The sequence below is a fragment of the Streptomyces sp. NPDC101227 genome, assembly GCF_044767545.1.
Taxonomy (GTDB): Bacteria; Actinomycetota; Actinomycetes; order Streptomycetales; family Streptomycetaceae; genus Streptomyces.
On record NZ_JBIWOD010000029.1, the window covers coordinates 8628 to 26210 of the forward strand.

Here is a 17583-nt window from a genome sequence, read left to right on the forward strand (position 1 = left end):
GTTAATGGCTGTGGAAGGCGTACGCCCAGGCAGGCGCCTCTGCCCCCACTCGGTCGATGCGCTTGTGGGCGGCGAGCACGTGATCGGGCAGGAGATTCGCTTCGTCGTCACCTTCTACGAGACCCTTGGTGAGGTGGCCGGTGACCCACAGCGCGACCATGGTGAGGAAGTTGTCCAGGCTGTGCGCGGCGGGCAGGCCCGCAAGGTGCCCCTCATCCGGCTCTGACGGCATGCGCAGCACATGTCCCGTAGGGCCGTCGATGACGAGTTTGCCACCCATCCAGAAGCCGATCTGGAAGAAGGGGCCGGCTTCCTCTGCGGGGGCAACGCCCGATGGCCAGGGAACCTCGCCGAAGATGGCCATCCGGTGATCGCCGTACGGGTAGATGCCCAGGCCGTCTTCGTTGCTCATCGCGGGCAGGCCGAATTCGATGAGCGTACGGCGCGTTGGTTCGTCCGTCAGCCCGTCGGGCAGCATGTCTTCCGGGAAGGTGTGGATGTTGTGCGTGCCGTAAATCTCGGCCAGGTCGGAGGGAGTGGGCGGAGGGGCGTCGAAGGGAGTGACCGCGGAGGCGAGGTCGTAGCTTCCTGTGAACGGCTCCTGGTTGGAGTAAGTGAGGAGGGAGAAAGAATCTCCCTCTGTGGGGTCGATCTCTGCGGATGTGATCTCTGTGTATGCACTCTCTGCAGGTGCGATGGCGAAGAGCCCGCCCGAACCACCAAGGATCACCTGATTCCCGATGGGGAGGGCAGGGCTGCCCAGAAAGAGGTCATGAACGCTGTCCTCTTCGGACATGGCCTCCTCAAGGTCTTCGACGGATTCCGGGCCGGGAAGGTCTTTCTCTGATGCGGGTGGCCAGGACAGATCGCCAAGATGCTCTTCCGGGATGTCGTCACTCCAGGGCCCGGCAAGGTGCTCGCCCGTGACCGCGTCCCAAATATCCGCGCGGGAAGTCCCGGTGAAGAGGCCGGCGACGGCGGGGCGGCCTTGCCATCGCACTTCGGTCAGCCCATCGACGGGACCTGGTTCGAGATAGCGCCAGTGGTAGCCGCCCGGCGGGCGCCAGTGTGTCCACTCCGTCTTCCAGGGCAGGCGCACGCCGGATTCGGCAATGGCGGTGGCGAGTGCGTGGTCACCACGGGCAGTTGCCATCAGGTGCAGCCAGGCAGCCCATTCCCGCTGGTGAGGAGGGATCACACCGTAGGACCAGAGGTGGATCGCGGAACCGGCTGCGGAATTCCCGGGAATGTCGCCGAGGAATGCGCAGCGGGCGGCGTCCATCAGCGTTGTCTGCGGAATATTGGCCAGCGCGCCGCCGTCTTTCAGGAGTTGCGCGAAAAGATTCCGGGTTCCCTCGCCCCCGGTTTCCTCGCCCCGAGTTTCCTCGCCCCAGGTCTCATCGTTACCGGTCGACCCAGGCGCGGCGAAGTCGGCCTGCGCGGCGTGCATGGCGAGCCCCGTGGCGGCGTACCGCCCCTCCGGACCGGACTTGGCCCACCCTTCCGCATGGCGCAGCTCAGGGGAGAGCCGCAGCAGCCATGCGGTCATGTGCCGGTCGACACGGCTGACTTCTTCGTCCGACGCGCCCCGACGCAACTCCTCCGCCAGGCCCTCATCGGCGAATGCCACCCCGTGCTCTCCGGACACCAGGTGGGCGGAGAACTCCTCCAACAGGCCACCTAGAGCCGACTCGACGGCCGGCTCCGGGCCCAGCGCCGCAGTGAGTTCCGCCCACACGCGCATCGGCACGACGCGCGGCCGAGCCAGCGCCAGCGCGCGGAGAGGAGCCGGCCAGACCTCCCCGGCATCGTGTCCGAAAGTGTTTCCCTGAAGGCTGAAGACCGTCTTGGGCCTGCGGGGAAGCCTCTCAGGGGTGTGATGGAGGACGATCGCGGACTGGAATCTGCTCAATTCCCTGGCAGTCCGGGACAGCAGCTGACCCGGTTCGGACGAACCCCGGGTACTGCCCGCCCGATGAGCATGCGCAATGAGGACGAGCCGACCGGCGGTCTGTCGCCTGAGTGTGGTACGCCACCGCGATCGTTTACCCGGTGACATGTCGACACCGAGCAGGCGCAGCACCTCGGAGAAGACTTCCTCGGCCGTCCGCCCGGCAGCGTCCACAAGGATGCTGTTCTCGGTCTGGCGATGGATGTGCTCCAGGACGGCAGCTCCGGCGGTTCCTGAGGGGTCGACGAGATTAGCCCATTTGTCCCCAGGGCGCCAGTTCTGCCACCAATGGGAAATCAGTTCCGTGATTTCCTGCTCGGAGACTCCTGGCGGCACTTGATTGCGCTCCGTCACACCGAATCCTCTGACTGCTGCTGCTGCTGCTGCTGCTGCTGCTGCTGCTTCTGCTGGCGCTCTCGCTCCAGCTTAACCATCTGAGCTTGCGTCTTGGACCACAGTTCGCCGACGACCTCCAGGTGCTTGTGTATCTCCGCGTCGTTGACCTTCTTGTTGTCTTTCCGGGTCTGCTCGACCTTCTTTTCTATCTGTTTGTCGGTCAGCCCTTCCTTCTGTAGCTCCTGCTGCTGCTGTGCAGAGGACAGGTCGCTCAATTCGGCGAGCAATTCGTCACGTTCCGTCAAGAGCCGCTGGCGTTCCCGGGGGGAGTCGTCTCGATATGTGGTGCTGTAGTAGACGGGAGCTCCCGCCATGGCCTCGGAGGCCCGGATTGTCTGCGAACAGTCGGCGTGTCCAGTGTTCCCCGCGCGCAGACCACAGGGCTCTCGCTCCGTGTAGAGGCTGGCGATGGTGTACGAGCTATTGGTGCCCTTGGCCCCGTTGATCGCTCCCATCCAGTCCAGGAGGTGTGGTTCGGAATGCCGCGGCGAGATGCCGTCGGACATCGCCGGAACGGACGAATCAATGACGTAGGTGCTGTTTCCGTCCTCGTCGACCACTTCAATGACGGCGAAGTTCTTGTCCGTGAAGTCGGGGGTGTTGGGGAACGACGCAGCGAGAACCGCATCGATCTTGCTCGGCTTCCCGCTCGCTCGCATCTCCGTCTGAAGGTTCTTGAAGGCCTTCGCCGAATCGGTGCCCGGACGCCGGAACTCGGGAGGAAACTTGGGCTTTGCTTCCGCGCGTCGCCTTGAGCCTGCTGAGTCGTGATGGGTTTGCGCCCGGTCGGGCTCGCCGCTGGCCTTCGTGGATCCTTCGTACGGACTGTCGTTGCCGGGCATGCGCTCGGGCGCGCTGCCGACGGCGTTGTTCGCATGGAAAGAGAGGCTCATTCGAGCGATGGTGGCCACGACGACCTGACGCTGGCCGTCGTTCATTTCGGCGAAGTTCTCGCCGAGGAAATGCCGGAGCTCGCTTTCGGTAAGGGCGGCCGGCGGAACGTTCTTCTTCTTGAGCTCCTCGAAGGCGTCGTTGTGCTCCTGGACAGCCTGGGCGACCGCGGTCTCGGCCGTCTGGACAGCGTCGTGGTGGTCCTGGTTTACCTTGTCCTTGGCCTCGCTACGCTCCTTCTCGGCCGCATTAAGCCTCTGTCGGGCTTTGTCGAGCGCCTTCCTTGCTTCGTTGACCGGCTGTGTAACCTGCTCGGCTGCCAGACGGCGCTTGGCAGCCAGTCTCAGCAGCTGTGCGAGAGGCGGCTCAACCCTGTTGCCGTCCTTGTCCCTGAGGTCGTTGCCCTCTGGGTCCTTGGGGACTTCGCACCAATCCCTGAGGTGGGCGTAAACAGGTTCCAGGTCATCGATCCGATAGACCTTGCTGCCCTTTCCTCCCTCGTGATCCCGTACAGCTTCCTGGGAGGCATCCGGCGGAATGTCGTTGTGAACCTGGTCTTTGGACTCCGAGGCGGGAAGAGTCTGGTTCCGCCTCTCGCGCGTGGCCTCGGCCCGGTCGTCCTCGGGTGTGTGGTCCGCTCCGGCTGGTTCCGCCGGGGCCCGGCGGTCCGAACTGGCGGAGGTCGCCGGTGCTTCCCGGTGGGACGTGCCGGACATTCCAGGGCGCTGGGACGGCGAGGCGGCGTCGCGGTGGGGCCGGGCGTTCGGCGTCGTAGCGCTGTTGGTGGGACGGCCGGTGGGGATGGGGCGTCGGTTGGGGGCAAGGGGGACGGCGAAGACGCCATGGTCGCCGCTGTGGAGAGGCTTGTCGCTGCGACGACCGGTTTGCGGGTCGACGTAAGTGATCTTGCCGTCGTGGTTGACGACGTTCCACGCGTGGGCGCGGCCGTTGGAGTCCTGCGTGATGATGACGGCCTGCGAGCCGTGGCCGTTGTCGAGAAGCGTTGCCTCAAGACGGCGGAAGGCGTCAGGGCCGTCCCCGTGATCGGCGAATCGGGCCCCGAGCGTGCTTTCCATCCGGTCCCGGCCGGCACTTTCACCGCGATCGGAAGGCGTGCCGTCGGGGTTCTGGTCCGGGGTACGGGCTGCTGCGACGGTGGGGTGACCGGAGTAGGTGTCGGCAAAGGAAAGGGCTGCGTCGGGGCAGTTGTTGTTACGGCCGGGCTCGCCGTGGTTCTGTCCGTTGACGTCGTGCACCCAGGTGCCGTCGTTGGGGTCAGGGTGGCGCTGCGGAGTGCCGTCCGCATTGCGGGGGACGTTGTTGTCCAGAGCCTGCTGGTCGGCCGGATCCGGACGCACCAGACCACCCGGGTCCTGGTCGTACGGCCGGGTGTCCGAGGCCGGGAAGGTGGGCTCTTCGTGCTCCTGGTCCTGGCTGGGCCCGGTGTCTTGTCCCGAGTCGTGGTCCGGGGACGCGTCCGCGTCCTGGTGTGCGTCGGAGTCGTGGCCCGAGTCCGCATGGGCGCCCGAATCCTGCTCGGAATCCGGGTGTGCGTCCGGATCCGGGGCCGTATCCGAGTCCGGCTTCCCCTCTTGACTTGGTGTGGTGTCGGCGTCCGCGGGACTCGCCGGGCCGGCGTGGGGCTCGGCCGCGGGATCGGGAACGGGGGGCTGCTGCGGGGTGTGCTGGTCGCCGGGCGCCCCAGCCAGGCCTGAGGGGTCGGCCGGTTCTCCGGAGACCGGCGAATCGTCTGGATCAGCGTCGTAGTTGTCCTGGTCGTCAGACCACTGCTCGGATGCGTCGGACTCGTCCGGCCACGGGATGAGGGGGTTGCGATCGGGGTCCAGAGGGATGCCTGAGACGGATGCGGCGTCCAGGTGGATGGGGGTTTCGCTGACCATTCTGGTTTGGCTGTCCACCCAGATGATGTCGCCGTGGTAGTTGACGGCGTTGAACACGTGGCCGCCGCCTTCGGGCCAGTAGACGCCCACCACCGCAGCGGAACCGTGTCCAGCCTGCTTCAGTTCCACGGCAATTGCGTCGTAGGCCGCCGAGGCATCGTCGCCGCAATCGATGAGTGGTGCACCCGCCCAACGCTCCATGTTCCACTCGGAGTCGTTCTCCGGCGACAAGCGGTCGGGTGTTCCGTCGGTGTCGCGGTCCGGGGTGCGAGGTGCCGATACCTGCGGGTTTCCGTACCAGCTCTCCAAGAAGGAACGGGAACAGTCGGCGCAATTGTTGGACCGACCCAGCCGTCTGTGACCACCGTCGTTCTGGAGCCGGCCCCAGGATGCGAAGGGGTCAGCGAAGCGCTGCGGGGTGCCGTCGGGGTTGCGCGGATGGGCGTCTTCGAGCGCTCGCTGATCCCTGGGGTCGGGCTCCCGCAGGCCACCAGGGGACTCGTTCAGGCTGTCGCGGATGTCTTCGAGACTCTCGGCCAGCGGCTGTTCGTCCTGGGCCGGCGTCTCCTGTTCCAGGGGGCCGTCATCCGGGGACGACTGATCCTGGGCAGGATCTGCTGGGTGGGCGTCAGGATGCTGCTGGTCCCCATGCGTCATGCCGAATCGGCCACGAGGCTGTGTGCTTGAGCTCTGGTCTTCGTGACGGCGCTGATTGATGGGGCGGCCGTCTCGCATTCCGGGTTGTACCGGGCGGCTCTGGTCGGGACGCGAGTTCTGCGAAGTGTGCTGGTCCGACCGCTGGTTCGGTTGAGCCTGCTGCCTCTGATCGGGCCGGGCGGCGTCCGAGCCGGGTGTGCGCGCAGGACGGTCCGGGGACGGTGAGCCGGCAGCGGTGCCGGGTGCGCCTGCCGGATGCTGTGGGTTCTGTGGGGAGTGCGGGGCCTGCTGCTGGTACGGATTGTGGTTCTGGGGCTGCCGGTGCGGTTGCGGTGCGTAGGGCCCCGGCTGCTGGTGCTGGGGCGGTGCGTAGGGGCCCGGCTGCTGCTGCGGGTTGGGCTGCTGTTGCTGCGGAGCCGGTTGCTGTTGGTGCGGTTGTGCGTACGGGCTCGGCTGCTGCTGATGCTGGGCATACGGGCTGGGCTGGTGCGGCTGCTGCGTGTACGGGTTCGGCTGTTGGTGGGGCTGCTGTTGGTGTGGCTGTTGAGGTGTGTACGGCCCCGGTTGTTGCTGGTGGGGTTGCTGATGTGGTCCAGGCTGCTGCGGGTGCGGCTGCTGGGCGTAAGGGTCGTGCTGTTGGTGCGGTATTGCGTACGGGCCCGGCTGCTGCTGATGCTGCGCATACGGGCTGGGCTGGTGCGGCTGGGTGTAGGGGGCTGGCTGGTGCTGCTGCGGAATCTGCTGGTGCGGCTGCTGGGTGTAGGGGTTCGGCTGCTGGAAGGGGGCGGGCTGTTGTGACTGTGTGTGCGGCCCGGACTGCTGTGGCTGCGGCTGCTGTGCGTACGGGTTCGGTTGCTGCTGTGCGTACGGGTTCTGCTGTTGCGGCTGAGGCTGGTTGTACTGGGGGGTTTGCTCGGACTGGGCCTGCTGTTGCTGGTTCTGCGGCTCGGGCTGGTGGAGCTGTTGCTGGGCGGGCTGGTTCTGGACTGTGTCGGGGTTGTACGGATTGCGGTCGGCGTCCAGGACGAGGGGCCAGACGAGGGTGGCGCTTGTGTTGAGGGGCTGGTCGCTGACCTCGCCGGACTGGCTGTCCACCCAGATGACGCGGCCGTTGTGATTGACCGCGTTGAAGATGTGCGAGCCGCCGTCCTCGCCGTCGTCCGTATCAGGCCAGGCGACCAGTAGCACGGCTGATGCGCCATGCCCCGCCTGGCGGAGCTCGTCGGCTATTTGGTTGTAGCCGTCCGGGCAGTCGAGCCCGAGTTGACGGAATGGGGTGCCGGCCCACTGCTCGATGTTGTCTACGCCATCCCGTTCGCCGGTTTCGAGGTCGATGCCGCCCTCGCCGTCCGGGTCGTAGGTGCGGACCGCGGACACCTGCGGGTTGCCGTACCAGGACTCCAAAAAGGAGCGGCCGCAGTCGGCGCAGTTGTTGGACCGTCCGAGAACGTCGGGGCCGCCGTCGTTCTGCAGCTGGGCCCAGGGCTGGAACGGGTCGTTGAACGGTCGCGGAGTACCGTCCGGATTCCGCGGAAAGCTTGCCTCCAGCGCCCTCTGGTCGTGCGGGAACGGGAAATAGAGGCCTTCCGGCCCGGTGTTGAGGCCGATCCGTACGTCGGTGTTACTCCGCTGGTTCTGGCGTTGTGGGACCGGCGCTCGGTGCTGTTGCTGCTGGTCCGGGTTGGCTTGGGTCGGATTGGCATCCGGGTGGTGTGGTGCGGGCTGCTGATGGGGTGCCGGCTGCTGCTGAACGGGCTGCTGCTGCGGCTGGTAGTGGGGCTGCTGTTGTTGAGGCGCATGCTGCTGCGGGGCCTGCTGGTGGGTGGGCGCGTGGCTCTGCAGCGTGGGCTGCGGCTGGTGCTGAGACTGCTGGTGCTGCGGCTGCTGTTGCGGATGGGGGGAGTTGGGGTTCGGCGCGCCGGGTTTTTGGGCACCCGGTTGCGACGGGGCCTGACGGGGGCCGTCGGCCCTGGGCTGGCCTGAACGGGCGGCGCCAGGCTGCTGCGCTGCGTCTGGGTGGGTGGCGTCGGGGCGGGCCTCGTCCGGTCGGGGTGAGCCCGGCCGGGTTGAGTCCGGCCGGGCTGAGTCTGGGCGCGTGGCGTCAGGGCCTGCCGCATCCGGGCGGGTGGCGTCGGGATGTGTCGCGTCGGGCCGGTTGCCGTCAGGCCGGTTCGAGTCCGGTCGCGTGGCGGCACCGCTGGGGTTCGCGGGAGGCTGCGGGGGCCGACGGCTGTCGTCCTGGCGGGGCGAGTCCGGACGCGTGCCGTCGGAGTTCTCGGGCCGGAAGTCGTTGTTGCGGGCAGGCCCGTCGAGGCGGGGGTTGTGCGGCGGTGCCTCGGGGCGTGGCTGCTGGGTGTGGTCGTGGATCGGCTGGGTGCCGTCGGGGCGGCGGTTGGGGCGGGGAGAAACGTTTCCGTTGGCCGGGGTGCCGCCGCGAGGTGTAGTGGTGCCGGCGCCGCCCTGAGGTGGCATGGCGCCCATCATCATCGGGCCATTGACCTGTGGGGTGTTGGACTGCTGCGCCTGCTGGGGGTTGGGCGAGGGAGTGCCGCTACTGGCGTCGGCTGCGTGCTGGGTGGGCGGGGGAAGCGTCGCTGTGCCCGCGGACTGGGCGTAGACGCTCGTGTCATCGCGGTCGTCCGGGACGGTGGGCATGGGGTCGCCGGGGGCCGGGTCGCGTTGCCCGATGGGTTGGTTGGATGACGGGGTGTGGTGGGCGGGGGCGCTTTGGGGTGGTGTGCCGCCGACGTGTGGCATGGAGGGGCGGCCGTTGCCGGGGGAGGTGTCCCCGTTGTTGGTGTTGCCGGTTGCGTCGTGGGAGGGGGTGTTGTCGCTGTAGGTGGGTGGGTTGCCGGGGACTGGGGCAGGGGTCGGGGCGGGGGAGGGGTCCGGGTCCGGTGACGGGCCTGGGGCCGGTGAGGAGTCCGGGTCCGGGTGTGAGGGTGGGGCCTGGTGGGGGGTTTGGTCAGCTGTGGGCTGGGTGTTGATGGGGTCCGGGGCGGGCGCGGGGGCGGGGCGTGCGGAGTCCGCGGTGTTGTCCCGTTCCGGCTGCGTGCTGATCGGGTCGGAGTCCGGGCGTGCCGAGTCCGGGGTGTGGTCTGGGGTGGGTTGGGTGCTGATGGGCTCCGGGCTGGGGCGTGCCGAGTCTGGGGTGTTGTCCGGTGCCGGCTGGATGCTGATGGAGTCGGGGTCGGGGCGGGAGGTGTCGGGGGTGCCTTCGGAGTGAGGGGCGGCGCTGCCGGTGGGGGTGGCGTTGCCGGTGTCGGGAGTGCCGGTGGTGCCGTGGGGGGTGTCGTTGTCGGCTTGGTAGCCCTCGTCGAAGGGGGAGCGCTGCTCTGGGGGTGGGAGGGGCTCGGCTCTGGGGGGTTCGGGTGTGGGGTCCGGGCGGTTGGTGGGGCTATCGGCGGTCGGGTTGGTGCCCGTGCCCGCGTCTGTGCCCGTGCCTGCACCTGTGTCGGTGTTTCCGGTTGTGCCGGTGTTGTCCGTGGCGCGGGGGGTGTGGCTGGTGGAACTGCCGTCGTCCGAGCTGCCGCGGTTACTCCCGCTCCCGCTCCCGCTGCTGCCGCTGTTGTCGTTGGAGGTGCTGCCCGAACCGGAACCCGAGTCGGAATCGGAGCTGGAGCTGCTGCTCGAGTCGTTTCCGGCGTTGTTGCTGGAGCCGCTGTTGCTGCTGCTGTCGGCGGAGTCGCCTCCGTCGCTGTTGCCGGCGCTGCTGCCTTCGGAGTCGCCTCCGTTGGTGCCGGAGTCTGCGTCGCCTCCGCTGTCTCCGGATCCGTTGTTGCTGTTGCCTGTGATGCTGTTTCTGCCGATTTCGGCGCGGGCGTCGAGGCCGCTGCGGGCGCGGTGGCCGGCGCGGTGGCCGGCGCCGTCGCGGAGGCCTTCGCCGAGGGCTTCGCCTGAGTTTTTGAAGGCTTCTTCGCCGGCTTTATAGCCCTCTTTGAGGGTCCGGCCGACGTTGTAGCCATTTTGTGCGCCGAAGTTCTGGTTGACGGTCTGCGCGATGAGGTCGGAGACCATGGCTTCGAGGGCGGAGATGACGGGTTCTTTGGCGGTTTCCAGGATTGCCTGGAGGAGTTGCTGGGCGACTTCTTTGAGGACGCGTTTGACGAATTCGCGGGTGGCGATGGTGGCGGCTGCGCCGCCTATTTCGGACAGGCCGAGGGTGACGGGGGCGGCGGCCTGGGCTGCTATGAGTTCGGTGGCGAGGATGATGAGTTGGATGATGACGGCGATTTTCATGCCGATGACGAGGGTGGCGGCGGCTTCGAAGGTGAAGGCGATGACTTCGGCGGCCTGGGCGGCGTCGTCGAAGTAGCCGGAGCCGCCGGCGAACTTGTCCCAGGTGGTGCTGAAGCCCTCGATGGAGTCGCCGGTGTTGGCACTGAGGACGTTGGCGGCGTAGGTGGCGCCGTTGGCCTGGTGTTCTTGGACCTCGGCTGCGAACTGGCGCCATACCTGGGCGCATTCGAAGAGCTTGTCCTCGTCTGCGGTCGGCCAGTTGAAGCCGAGCATTTCCAGGACCCACTCAACAGCGGCGGGTGGGTTCAGCAAGGTGGAGCTCCCCCGTGAATGTGCGTGTGTGACATGCGCGGTGGGAGGCAGGCGCTGGACCGCCCCGCACCGAAGTAGCGGCGAGGCGGCGGGTCTGGGCCGCCTCTCACCAAGGATTTGGCGCGGTGGCCGTGTTAGCGCTGCTGTTGCGGGTCCTCCAGGCGGGCCTGGAAGAAGGTGCCCTTGGGCTTCTGCTTGGTCGGGTCCTGCCAGGCTTGTTCGTTTTTGACGTGCTGCTTGATCAGCGACTCGCTGAAGTCTTCGCCTTCGGCGTAGTTTTTGGACATGGAGGTCAGGGCCTTGCCGATTTCCTGGAGTTTGGAGGAGAGGTGGCCCATGGACTCGTTCATGCCGTCGCGGACGCCTTCGTAGACGACGCCGAACTTTTCGCCGATCTCGTCGTCACCCCACGGGGGCGCGCCCTCCTTGCTGGCGAAGGAGGTCAGACCGCTCCAGAACTGCTCGCCGAAGGATTTCTCCTCGGGCTGCTTTTCTTTGCTGGGGTCGGCGGGCGGCCCTGCACCCAGCTTGTTCAGTCCGTTCATGAGCCGTTCCACCGACGAGTAGAAGTCTTCGCCGAGCTTCACGAAGTTGGTGCCCTCAGCCTTGAGGGACTCCACATCGGTCTGGAACCCGCCTGCCCCGCCCACAACGCCCCCGCGCTCGCAATGGTTACGTAAAGCTAACTTCAAGGTTGAGCATAACGGGTCCCACTGACAACTCACCACGCGCGCTGGGGCGATGGTGCCGCCCCGTGGACCGAGACGCTACGACAGCCGCAGGCCTCAGGTTGTCCTCCGGCTACGGAGGCGGTGGTAGAGCGCTACCGCCTCCTTCGGGGGGTAGTTGGGCAGGAAGGTCACCTCGCCGTCGGCTTTGGCGATGACGACGTTGCTTCCTCCGGGCTGCGAGGGCCGGGCGGTGGGGTTCTCGCGGCGCGGCCAGCCGGCCCGGATCAGGTAGCCGATGTCGAATTCATGGACGGACAGGCCGACGGGGCCGCCGGCTGAGCCGAGCCGGGGGAAGTGCCGTCGGCCGATCTCCAGCGCCTCGGCCTCGTTCGTCGGCACGGGCTGCGGTGCACCGTCCGCAGCGCCGGAGTGCGGAGGTGCTGGGGGAGGCGTGGGAGGCAGGACGTGGTTGTTCCCTGCCTGATCGGAATCGGTCACGGTGCTGTCTCCTTTGGTGCCGATCTTGTCGGTGGTGGTCAACCTAACTCACGCCGCAGCGGCCCGAGTGGTTCACCTCCGGTGGAGGCAAGCTGCTCGGCGGTGCGTCCGGGCGCAGGGCGGGGGCGCAGGCTGGTCGGAACCGTACGGTCGAGCGAGTAGCTGTTCTGGACGTCGAAGTTCTGACTGGCGGTCTGGGCGATGAGGCCGGAGACGCTGGCCACCAGGGAGGAGATCGTCGGCCTCTTGGCAGCCTCATGGATTACGTGCATGAACTGCAAAAGGCGCGTGGGCCCTGCGCGTTGGGATCATCGAGCCACGCCCCGACGCGCGCCATGGCGGGCTCTGTTGTGATCGCGAGCCAGTGCCCTGACCGGAAACGATCACCGGGATGGGTGTCGACTGACCTTGCGCCGGTGGGATGTGACGACACGTCTGTTCGTCACGGGGAGTTGGGAGGTGGGATGGCAGAGCCGGTCAGGGTTCAGGGTCTGACTGAGCAGGAGGGGCAGAAGCTGCGGCGGGGCAGCGCCTGCCCCGCTACCCGCAGATGGAAGCCGCCCATCTGATCTACGAGCGAGTCTCAGCCGGCGGCCAGAAGGGCCGGATCTGGCATCACCAGGGTTCCGGCAAGACACTGCTGATGGTGCTCGCCGCCTCGCTGCTGCTGGCCGATACCCGCAGCGAGTCGCCCACGATCATCAGCTCGTGCTGCTTCGGGAGCTGGGGAACTGGGGAGCTGGGGAGTTTCTGGGGAGGTTGTTTCCGATCGGCCTCGGACCAGGAGTCCCTCGCTCGTCGGCCACGGCATCAGCCTTCGGGAGCGTTCGAGCGGTCGAGCGGACGGGACGCGCCGTGCGCCGGTCGCCGGATCGTCGCCCTCCCGTCACCCGGCCAGACCGTCCGGTACCGCGGTCGTCGGCCGGACGGCGGGAGTTGCCGGGGCGGCGGGGAGCCGGAGGGCGGCCGCCCATGAGGTTGCCAAGGCGCAAGCGAGCACGGCGTAGACCACGCTGTAGTCGCCGGTGGCATCGGCGAGGCGTCCGGTGACGGAGGGGCCGGCGAAGCCGGCGAGACTGCCGAGGGCGTTGATGCCGGCGATGGCGGTCGCGGCGTGGGGACCGGCCAGGGCGCCGGTGCACCGGTTCCACAGGACGGGTGCCGCGGCCAGGCCCCCGGCGACCGTCACGGTGAGCGCCGCCAGGGTGAGTACGGGCAGGCGGGAGAGTGCGGCCAGGGCGGCGGCGAGCGCGGCGGCCGCGACGGGCACGGCGATGAGCGACGCCCGGCGGCCCTCCCGGCCGCTCAGGCGGCTCCAGAAGAGCATGACGGGCGCCCCGACGACGTACGGGAGGGCGGCGAGCGCGGAGACCCCGGAGGTGCCCATGCCGGGGAAGAGGCCGGAGAGGGCCTGCGGAAGGAAGAAGTGCAGCGAGTAGGCGGCGAAGCACAGTCCCGCGTGCACCAGCCCGAAGTGCGCGACGCGGCCGAAGACGGCGCGGTGCGCGACGGTGGAGGGAGCATCGTTGGCCAGCTCGGCGGCCAGGGCCTGCCGTTGGCCGGTCGTCAGCCAGGATGCCTGGCTCGGCGAGTCCGGCAGCAGGCGCAGTGCGGCGATTCCGAGTACGACGGCCGGGGCGGCCTCGACGAGGAACATCGCCCGCCAGCCGCTGAGGCCGAGCAGGTGGGAGTGCTCGACCAGCAGACCGGAGACGGGCAGGCCGATGGCGGTGGCGAGCGGAATGGCCATCAGGAACAGGGCCAGCGCGCGGGTGCGCTCGCGGGCGGGGAACCAGGTGGTCAGGTACGCCACGACACCGGGGAAGAAGCCCGCCTCGGCCAGCCCGAGCAGGAACCGGGCCAGGTACAGGCCGCGGGCGTCGGTGACGAACGCGGTGGCGGCCGAGCACAGTCCCCAGGCGGTGACCACGCAGGCCAGCCAGCGGCGGGCGCCGAACCGGCCCAGGGCCGCGGCCGCCGGGACGTGGAAGATGACGTACCCGACGAAGAAGATCCCCGCGGCCGTGCCGTAGGCCGTGGCACTCAGATGCAGCTCGGCGTTCATGGCCAGCGCGGCGACGCCGATGTTGGCACGGTCAAGGAAGTTGACCAGGTACAGCACGAACAGCAGCGGCAGCAGCCGCCGCGCCACTGTGCGCACCGCCTCCTGGCCGGCAGCCCTGTCTCCCGCCACTGCCGCGTCCTCGCTCGCCGCCATAGGTTGCCGCCTCCGCTCCTTGCGTCACCTGGTGCCGCGTTCCGTCCGTCGCTCACGTCCAACGACGGAAGTGGGGGCCAGGTGTGCGGTACGGGGAGCGCAGGGTTCCCGGCAACCCGAACGGGTCGCGGGGGTGCCCCGTTCGGCCCAGCACGGCGCCGCCACCAACTGGAGGCGGGGCGGCACGCGCCACCCGGCCCAGAGAACGCCCCGGGCCGGTGGCGGCTCAGCGCTCGTTCATCATGGCGCGCCGACGACTCGCGAGGCTTCCGAGCGAGGGTCCCAGCGGTCGCGCCGACTGGTTACCGGCACGGACGGCTACTGACGTATGCGAACTCCTCGTCAGGGTAGGGAAGTTCAACCTTCCTGGGCGACTGGCACCTGGAGATCGAATCCCGGGGCTGGCACGATGAACGCCCATGGATGACCAAGAAACCGTTAAGGCTCAAGCTTTGCGCTTGGTCACAGCGCGCTTCCCGCACGCTCTGGGGGCGATGCTCGGAGGCTCGGCTGCTCAGGGCCGGGCCACCCCGACCAGTGACCTGGACGTGGCCGTGCTCCTCCCGGACTCGGACACCAGCCGTCGGGAGGTGGTCCGTCACGACGGCCGCTTGGCCGAGTTGTTCTTGCACACCGTCGGCGACGTACCGAAATTCTTCGAGTGGGACAGAGCACGCCGTCGCGGCACGGTCCTGTTCATCTACGATCAAGGCCTGCCCCTGACCGACCCGCACGGCCATGTGGCCCGCACGTGCGAACTGGCTCGAGCGGTGCTCGCGGCCGGACCGGTCCCGCTCACTCCGGCGGAGTGGGAACACGGCCGCTACGTCCTCACCTGCTACATGGACGACCTGGTCGACACCCCACCGGCCGACCGGTACGAACAGCTCTCCCTCGCCGACCACACCCTGCGCGAGGCGGTCCACCTGGTCACTGCCTACCACGGCGCGTGGACGGGGATCGGCAAATGGCTTCCCCGCAGATTGCTCAGCGCAGACCCGACTCGGGGCAAGGCTCTGCTGGAAGGCCATCAAGTCGTGGCCGAACGCGCCGACCCCGCGCCATTGGCGACCGCGGTGCAGCAGGTACTGGACCTGCTCGGCGGACCGTTGCGGGAGGGGTACACGCAGCACTGGCCCACCTGAACCGGTTGATGAATCAACGGCAATGCTTCCGAACCGGTCTACGGCCGGAGCCGAAGGCGGCTCGGACTGAGTGCGTCTCTCATAGCGATGCGGATGGGCCGGCTGCTCTTCCTCGTGTCGGGTGCAAGTCAATGGTGGACGCCAATGGTGCAAGTCAATGATGGACGCCAATGGTGGACGTTGACGGTGCACATCGAGGTACGCCTTGCCGGGGTTTGCCGAGCGGCGAGCCGTTCGGGCTCGTGCCCGTCCTGCACGGTGGGGACGATCATGAACCATTCCTCGGGCTCGTTACGTACCTCTGGTAGATCCGATCCTGGCGAGTTCCAGGAGGTCCTCAATGTCTTCCCGTAGTGCTGAGGCCTGGCTGAGGGGAGCCGCAGCGATCTGCGCTCTCCTCAGCGCTGTGGTCCATCTCCTTCTCGTTCCCGAACATCTCCAGGAGGTGCCGTACATAGGAATCCTGTTCCTGGTGGGCAGCGTTGCGCTGCTCGTCGTCGCCGCAGGTCTCGCGCGGCGGGACCCCGTACCGGCGTGGCTGCTGGGTGTGGTGGTCAACGGCGGCATGATTCTCGGCTTCGCGCTGTCCCGTACCGTCGGGCTGCCGGACTACCAGGAACAAGGCTGGGATCCCCCCTACGGGACCCTGTCCATCATTTCCGAAGCCGTGTTCCTCGTCGCCTTCGTCGCCTGGTGCGGCGCGCGCAGGACGCTCACGCCGTCCCGTACGGTCACCCGCTCCGCCGCATCGGTGCACGTTCGGTAACCGCCGTCGATGGCCGTGATCTCGCGATCGCGGCCCATGGATGGGGCGGTGGAACGGGGGAGAATGGGAGCGTGGTCTTCCGTATCCGCCGGGCAATCCCCCGGCCGGGGCGGACCGTATATAAGGGCATGCAGAGGTTGCAGCTCCCGGTCGGACGCATCCCGGACGAGGCGCTGCTGGCTGGTCTGGCCACGGGCGACCCCGAGCTCGCCGTCACCTTCGTACGGCGTTTCCAGCACATGGTCTTCGGCGTGGCCCTCGCGGTGACGCGCGATGCGCAGCTCGCCGAGGACATCTCCCAGCAGACGTTCGAGCGTGCGTGGCGGCACGCGCAGATCTACGACTCGCGCCGTGGATCGGTGACGACCTGGCTGACGACCATCGCGCACAACCTCGCCATCGACGCCGTCCGTGCGCGACGGCCGGAGCCGGTCGCCCCGGAGGACCTCGACGCGCTGTTGGAGGTGGTGACCGATACTCCCGAGCAGCGGGCGCTCGCCGACGAGGCGTCGTCCACCCTGCGGGCCGCGGTGGCGCGGCTGCCGCGCGAACAGGGCCGCGCGCTGGTGATGGCGGGCATCTACGGGATGACCGCTCAGCAGATCGCCGACCGCGAGCACATCCCTCTGGGCACCGCGAAGACGCGGATCAGGACCGCGATGGGAAAGCTGCGGACCACTCTCGCTTCGCCGAATCCCGCAACCGGGAATCCTGCGTCGGCGAACGCGGCGGCTGGGAATCCCGCCTCTGCGAATGCGGCGTCTGCGAACGGGGCTTCTGCACATTCCGCGTCTGCGAACGGGGCGTCTGCACATTCCGCATCTGCACATTCCGCGTCTGTGAATCCCAAGTCTCCTCCGAATCCCAAGTCTCCTCCGATTTGCAAGTCTCCGAATCCCGCGTCTCCGAAGCGAGGCGACCATGTCTAGCGACCTGACCTGCGAAGAGCTGCACGAGGCCGGCGCCGAGCTGGCGCTCGGCGTGCTCTCGGGCCGGGAGCGCGCCGGGGCGGCCGCCCATCTGGACCGGTGTGCGGACTGCCGGGAGTACGTCGAGCAGCTCGCCCTCGTGGGTGACGGGCTGCTCGGTCTCCTGCCCGGCAGCGAGCCGCCGGCGGGCTTCGAAACCAGGGTGGCGCGGCGGTTGAGCCAGGTCCCGAGGGCGCGCGACGGACGCGTGGCCGCGCGCGGCTCCGGGCGCCGGCGCGTGGGGTTCCGCAGGGCTGCCCGGCTGCGGCTCGCATCTGCCGCCGCCGTGCTGGCGCTCGGCTTCGGGTTCGGTGGCTGGGCCCTCGGCACGGCCGTCGAACACGGGGCGGCCGCCCCGGCGCCGCCCGTCCAGGTCGGGGCGGGAGTGCTGCGTGCGCAGCTGACCGGAGCCGGTGTGGCGGATCGGCAACCGGCCGGTGAGATCTATGCGCACCCCGGGTCGCCGGGCTGGATGTTCATGTCCGTCGATCTCGCCGACGCCGGGGTTCCGTACAACGGGAAGGTCACCTGTGTGCTGGAGCGTACCGACGGCACGACCGTCCGGCTGGGCACCTTCGACCTGCGCGACGGGGACGGCTACTGGGGCGCCCCCGCCCCCGTGGACCTCGCCACGCTCTCCGGCGCCCGCCTGACGTCGGCCGACGGCCGCGTCCTCGCCACCGCGCACTTCGCTGCCCGGTGACCACGGGCACTGCTCACTACGTGCTGGTCGTACGTAGTGAGCACTACCTACTGACCACTACCTACTGACCACTACCTATTGACCACCGCATACGGAACGACCACCCACCGTCGCCGGACCACGACCGACCGACGGGCGACTCCGTACGCCCTGGCGGCGCCGATGAAGCGGGACCACCAGCCGTGATGTTCCCGACGGCCTAGAGTTGCGGTGTACATGAGGGCATGTCAGGTCGGGGGTCGTGGTCTCGTCCACCGGGCTTTCCTG

The 17583-nt window shown here is 68.3% G+C and carries 10 protein-coding genes and 1 pseudogene; 5 read left to right on the plus strand and 6 right to left on the minus strand.

Annotation, left to right across the window (positions count from 1 at the left end):
* Nucleotide 1: 1 nt before the first annotated feature.
* The 5 genes from ACIRPT_RS38750 to ACIRPT_RS38770 all read right to left on the minus strand — a co-directional run bounded on the left by ACIRPT_RS38750 (nt 2) and on the right by ACIRPT_RS38770 (nt 11788).
* Complete coding sequence (locus ACIRPT_RS38750) at nt 2-2305, minus strand: SUKH-4 family immunity protein (protein WP_403836270.1); 2304 nt, start codon at nt 2303-2305, stop codon at nt 2-4.
* Entirely contained in the window at nt 2302-10347 is an 8046-nt protein-coding gene (locus tag ACIRPT_RS38755) for a toxin glutamine deamidase domain-containing protein (RefSeq protein WP_403836272.1), read from the minus strand. Before ACIRPT_RS38755 ends, ACIRPT_RS38750 begins: the two co-directional genes overlap by 4 nt.
* 134 nt (nt 10348-10481) lie before the next feature.
* The gene (locus ACIRPT_RS38760; RefSeq protein WP_403836274.1) at nt 10482-10997 is read right to left on the minus strand and encodes a hypothetical protein; all 516 of its coding nucleotides are present in this window, start codon (nt 10995-10997) and stop codon (nt 10482-10484) included.
* A gap of 135 nt (nt 10998-11132) precedes the next feature.
* Nucleotides 11133-11516: a hypothetical protein gene (locus ACIRPT_RS38765; protein ID WP_403836276.1), complete on the minus strand. Its 384-nt coding sequence runs from the start codon at nt 11514-11516 to the stop codon at nt 11133-11135.
* Nucleotides 11517-11554: 38 nt separating this feature from the next.
* The gene (locus ACIRPT_RS38770) at nt 11555-11788 is read right to left on the minus strand and encodes a hypothetical protein (RefSeq protein WP_403836278.1); all 234 of its coding nucleotides are present in this window, start codon (nt 11786-11788) and stop codon (nt 11555-11557) included.
* A 260-nt stretch (nt 11789-12048) separates the two neighbouring features.
* Between ACIRPT_RS38770 and ACIRPT_RS38775 the strand changes: the two genes are divergently transcribed.
* Nucleotides 12049-12492 (plus strand): DEAD/DEAH box helicase family protein, encoded by a 444-nt coding sequence (locus tag ACIRPT_RS38775; protein WP_403836358.1) that lies wholly within the window; start codon nt 12049-12051, stop codon nt 12490-12492.
* Here the strand turns inward: ACIRPT_RS38775 and ACIRPT_RS38780 are convergent.
* Entirely contained in the window at nt 12403-13734 is a 1332-nt protein-coding gene (locus ACIRPT_RS38780; protein WP_403836280.1) for an MFS transporter, read from the minus strand. The two genes, ACIRPT_RS38775 and ACIRPT_RS38780, sit on opposite strands and share 90 nt — an antisense overlap.
* A gap of 419 nt (nt 13735-14153) precedes the next feature.
* Between ACIRPT_RS38780 and ACIRPT_RS38785 the strand changes: the two genes are divergently transcribed.
* The 4 genes and pseudogenes from ACIRPT_RS38785 (at nt 14154) to ACIRPT_RS38800 (ending at nt 17316) form a co-directional block, all read left to right on the plus strand.
* Complete coding sequence (locus tag ACIRPT_RS38785; protein ID WP_403836282.1) at nt 14154-14879, plus strand: nucleotidyltransferase domain-containing protein; 726 nt, start codon at nt 14154-14156, stop codon at nt 14877-14879.
* 340 nt (nt 14880-15219) lie between these two features.
* Nucleotides 15220-15645 (plus strand): hypothetical protein, encoded by a 426-nt coding sequence (locus ACIRPT_RS38790; protein WP_403836284.1) that lies wholly within the window; start codon nt 15220-15222, stop codon nt 15643-15645.
* 128 nt (nt 15646-15773) lie between these two features.
* Nucleotides 15774-16329, plus strand: a pseudogene (locus ACIRPT_RS38795) (RNA polymerase sigma factor); the annotation flags it as partial.
* A 237-nt stretch (nt 16330-16566) separates the two neighbouring features.
* Nucleotides 16567-17316 carry an anti-sigma factor family protein gene (locus ACIRPT_RS38800; RefSeq protein ID WP_403836286.1) on the plus strand — a complete coding sequence of 250 codons (750 nt, stop codon included), beginning with the start codon at nt 16567-16569 and terminating at the stop codon, nt 17314-17316.
* The last annotated feature ends 267 nt before the right edge of the window (nt 17317-17583 follow it).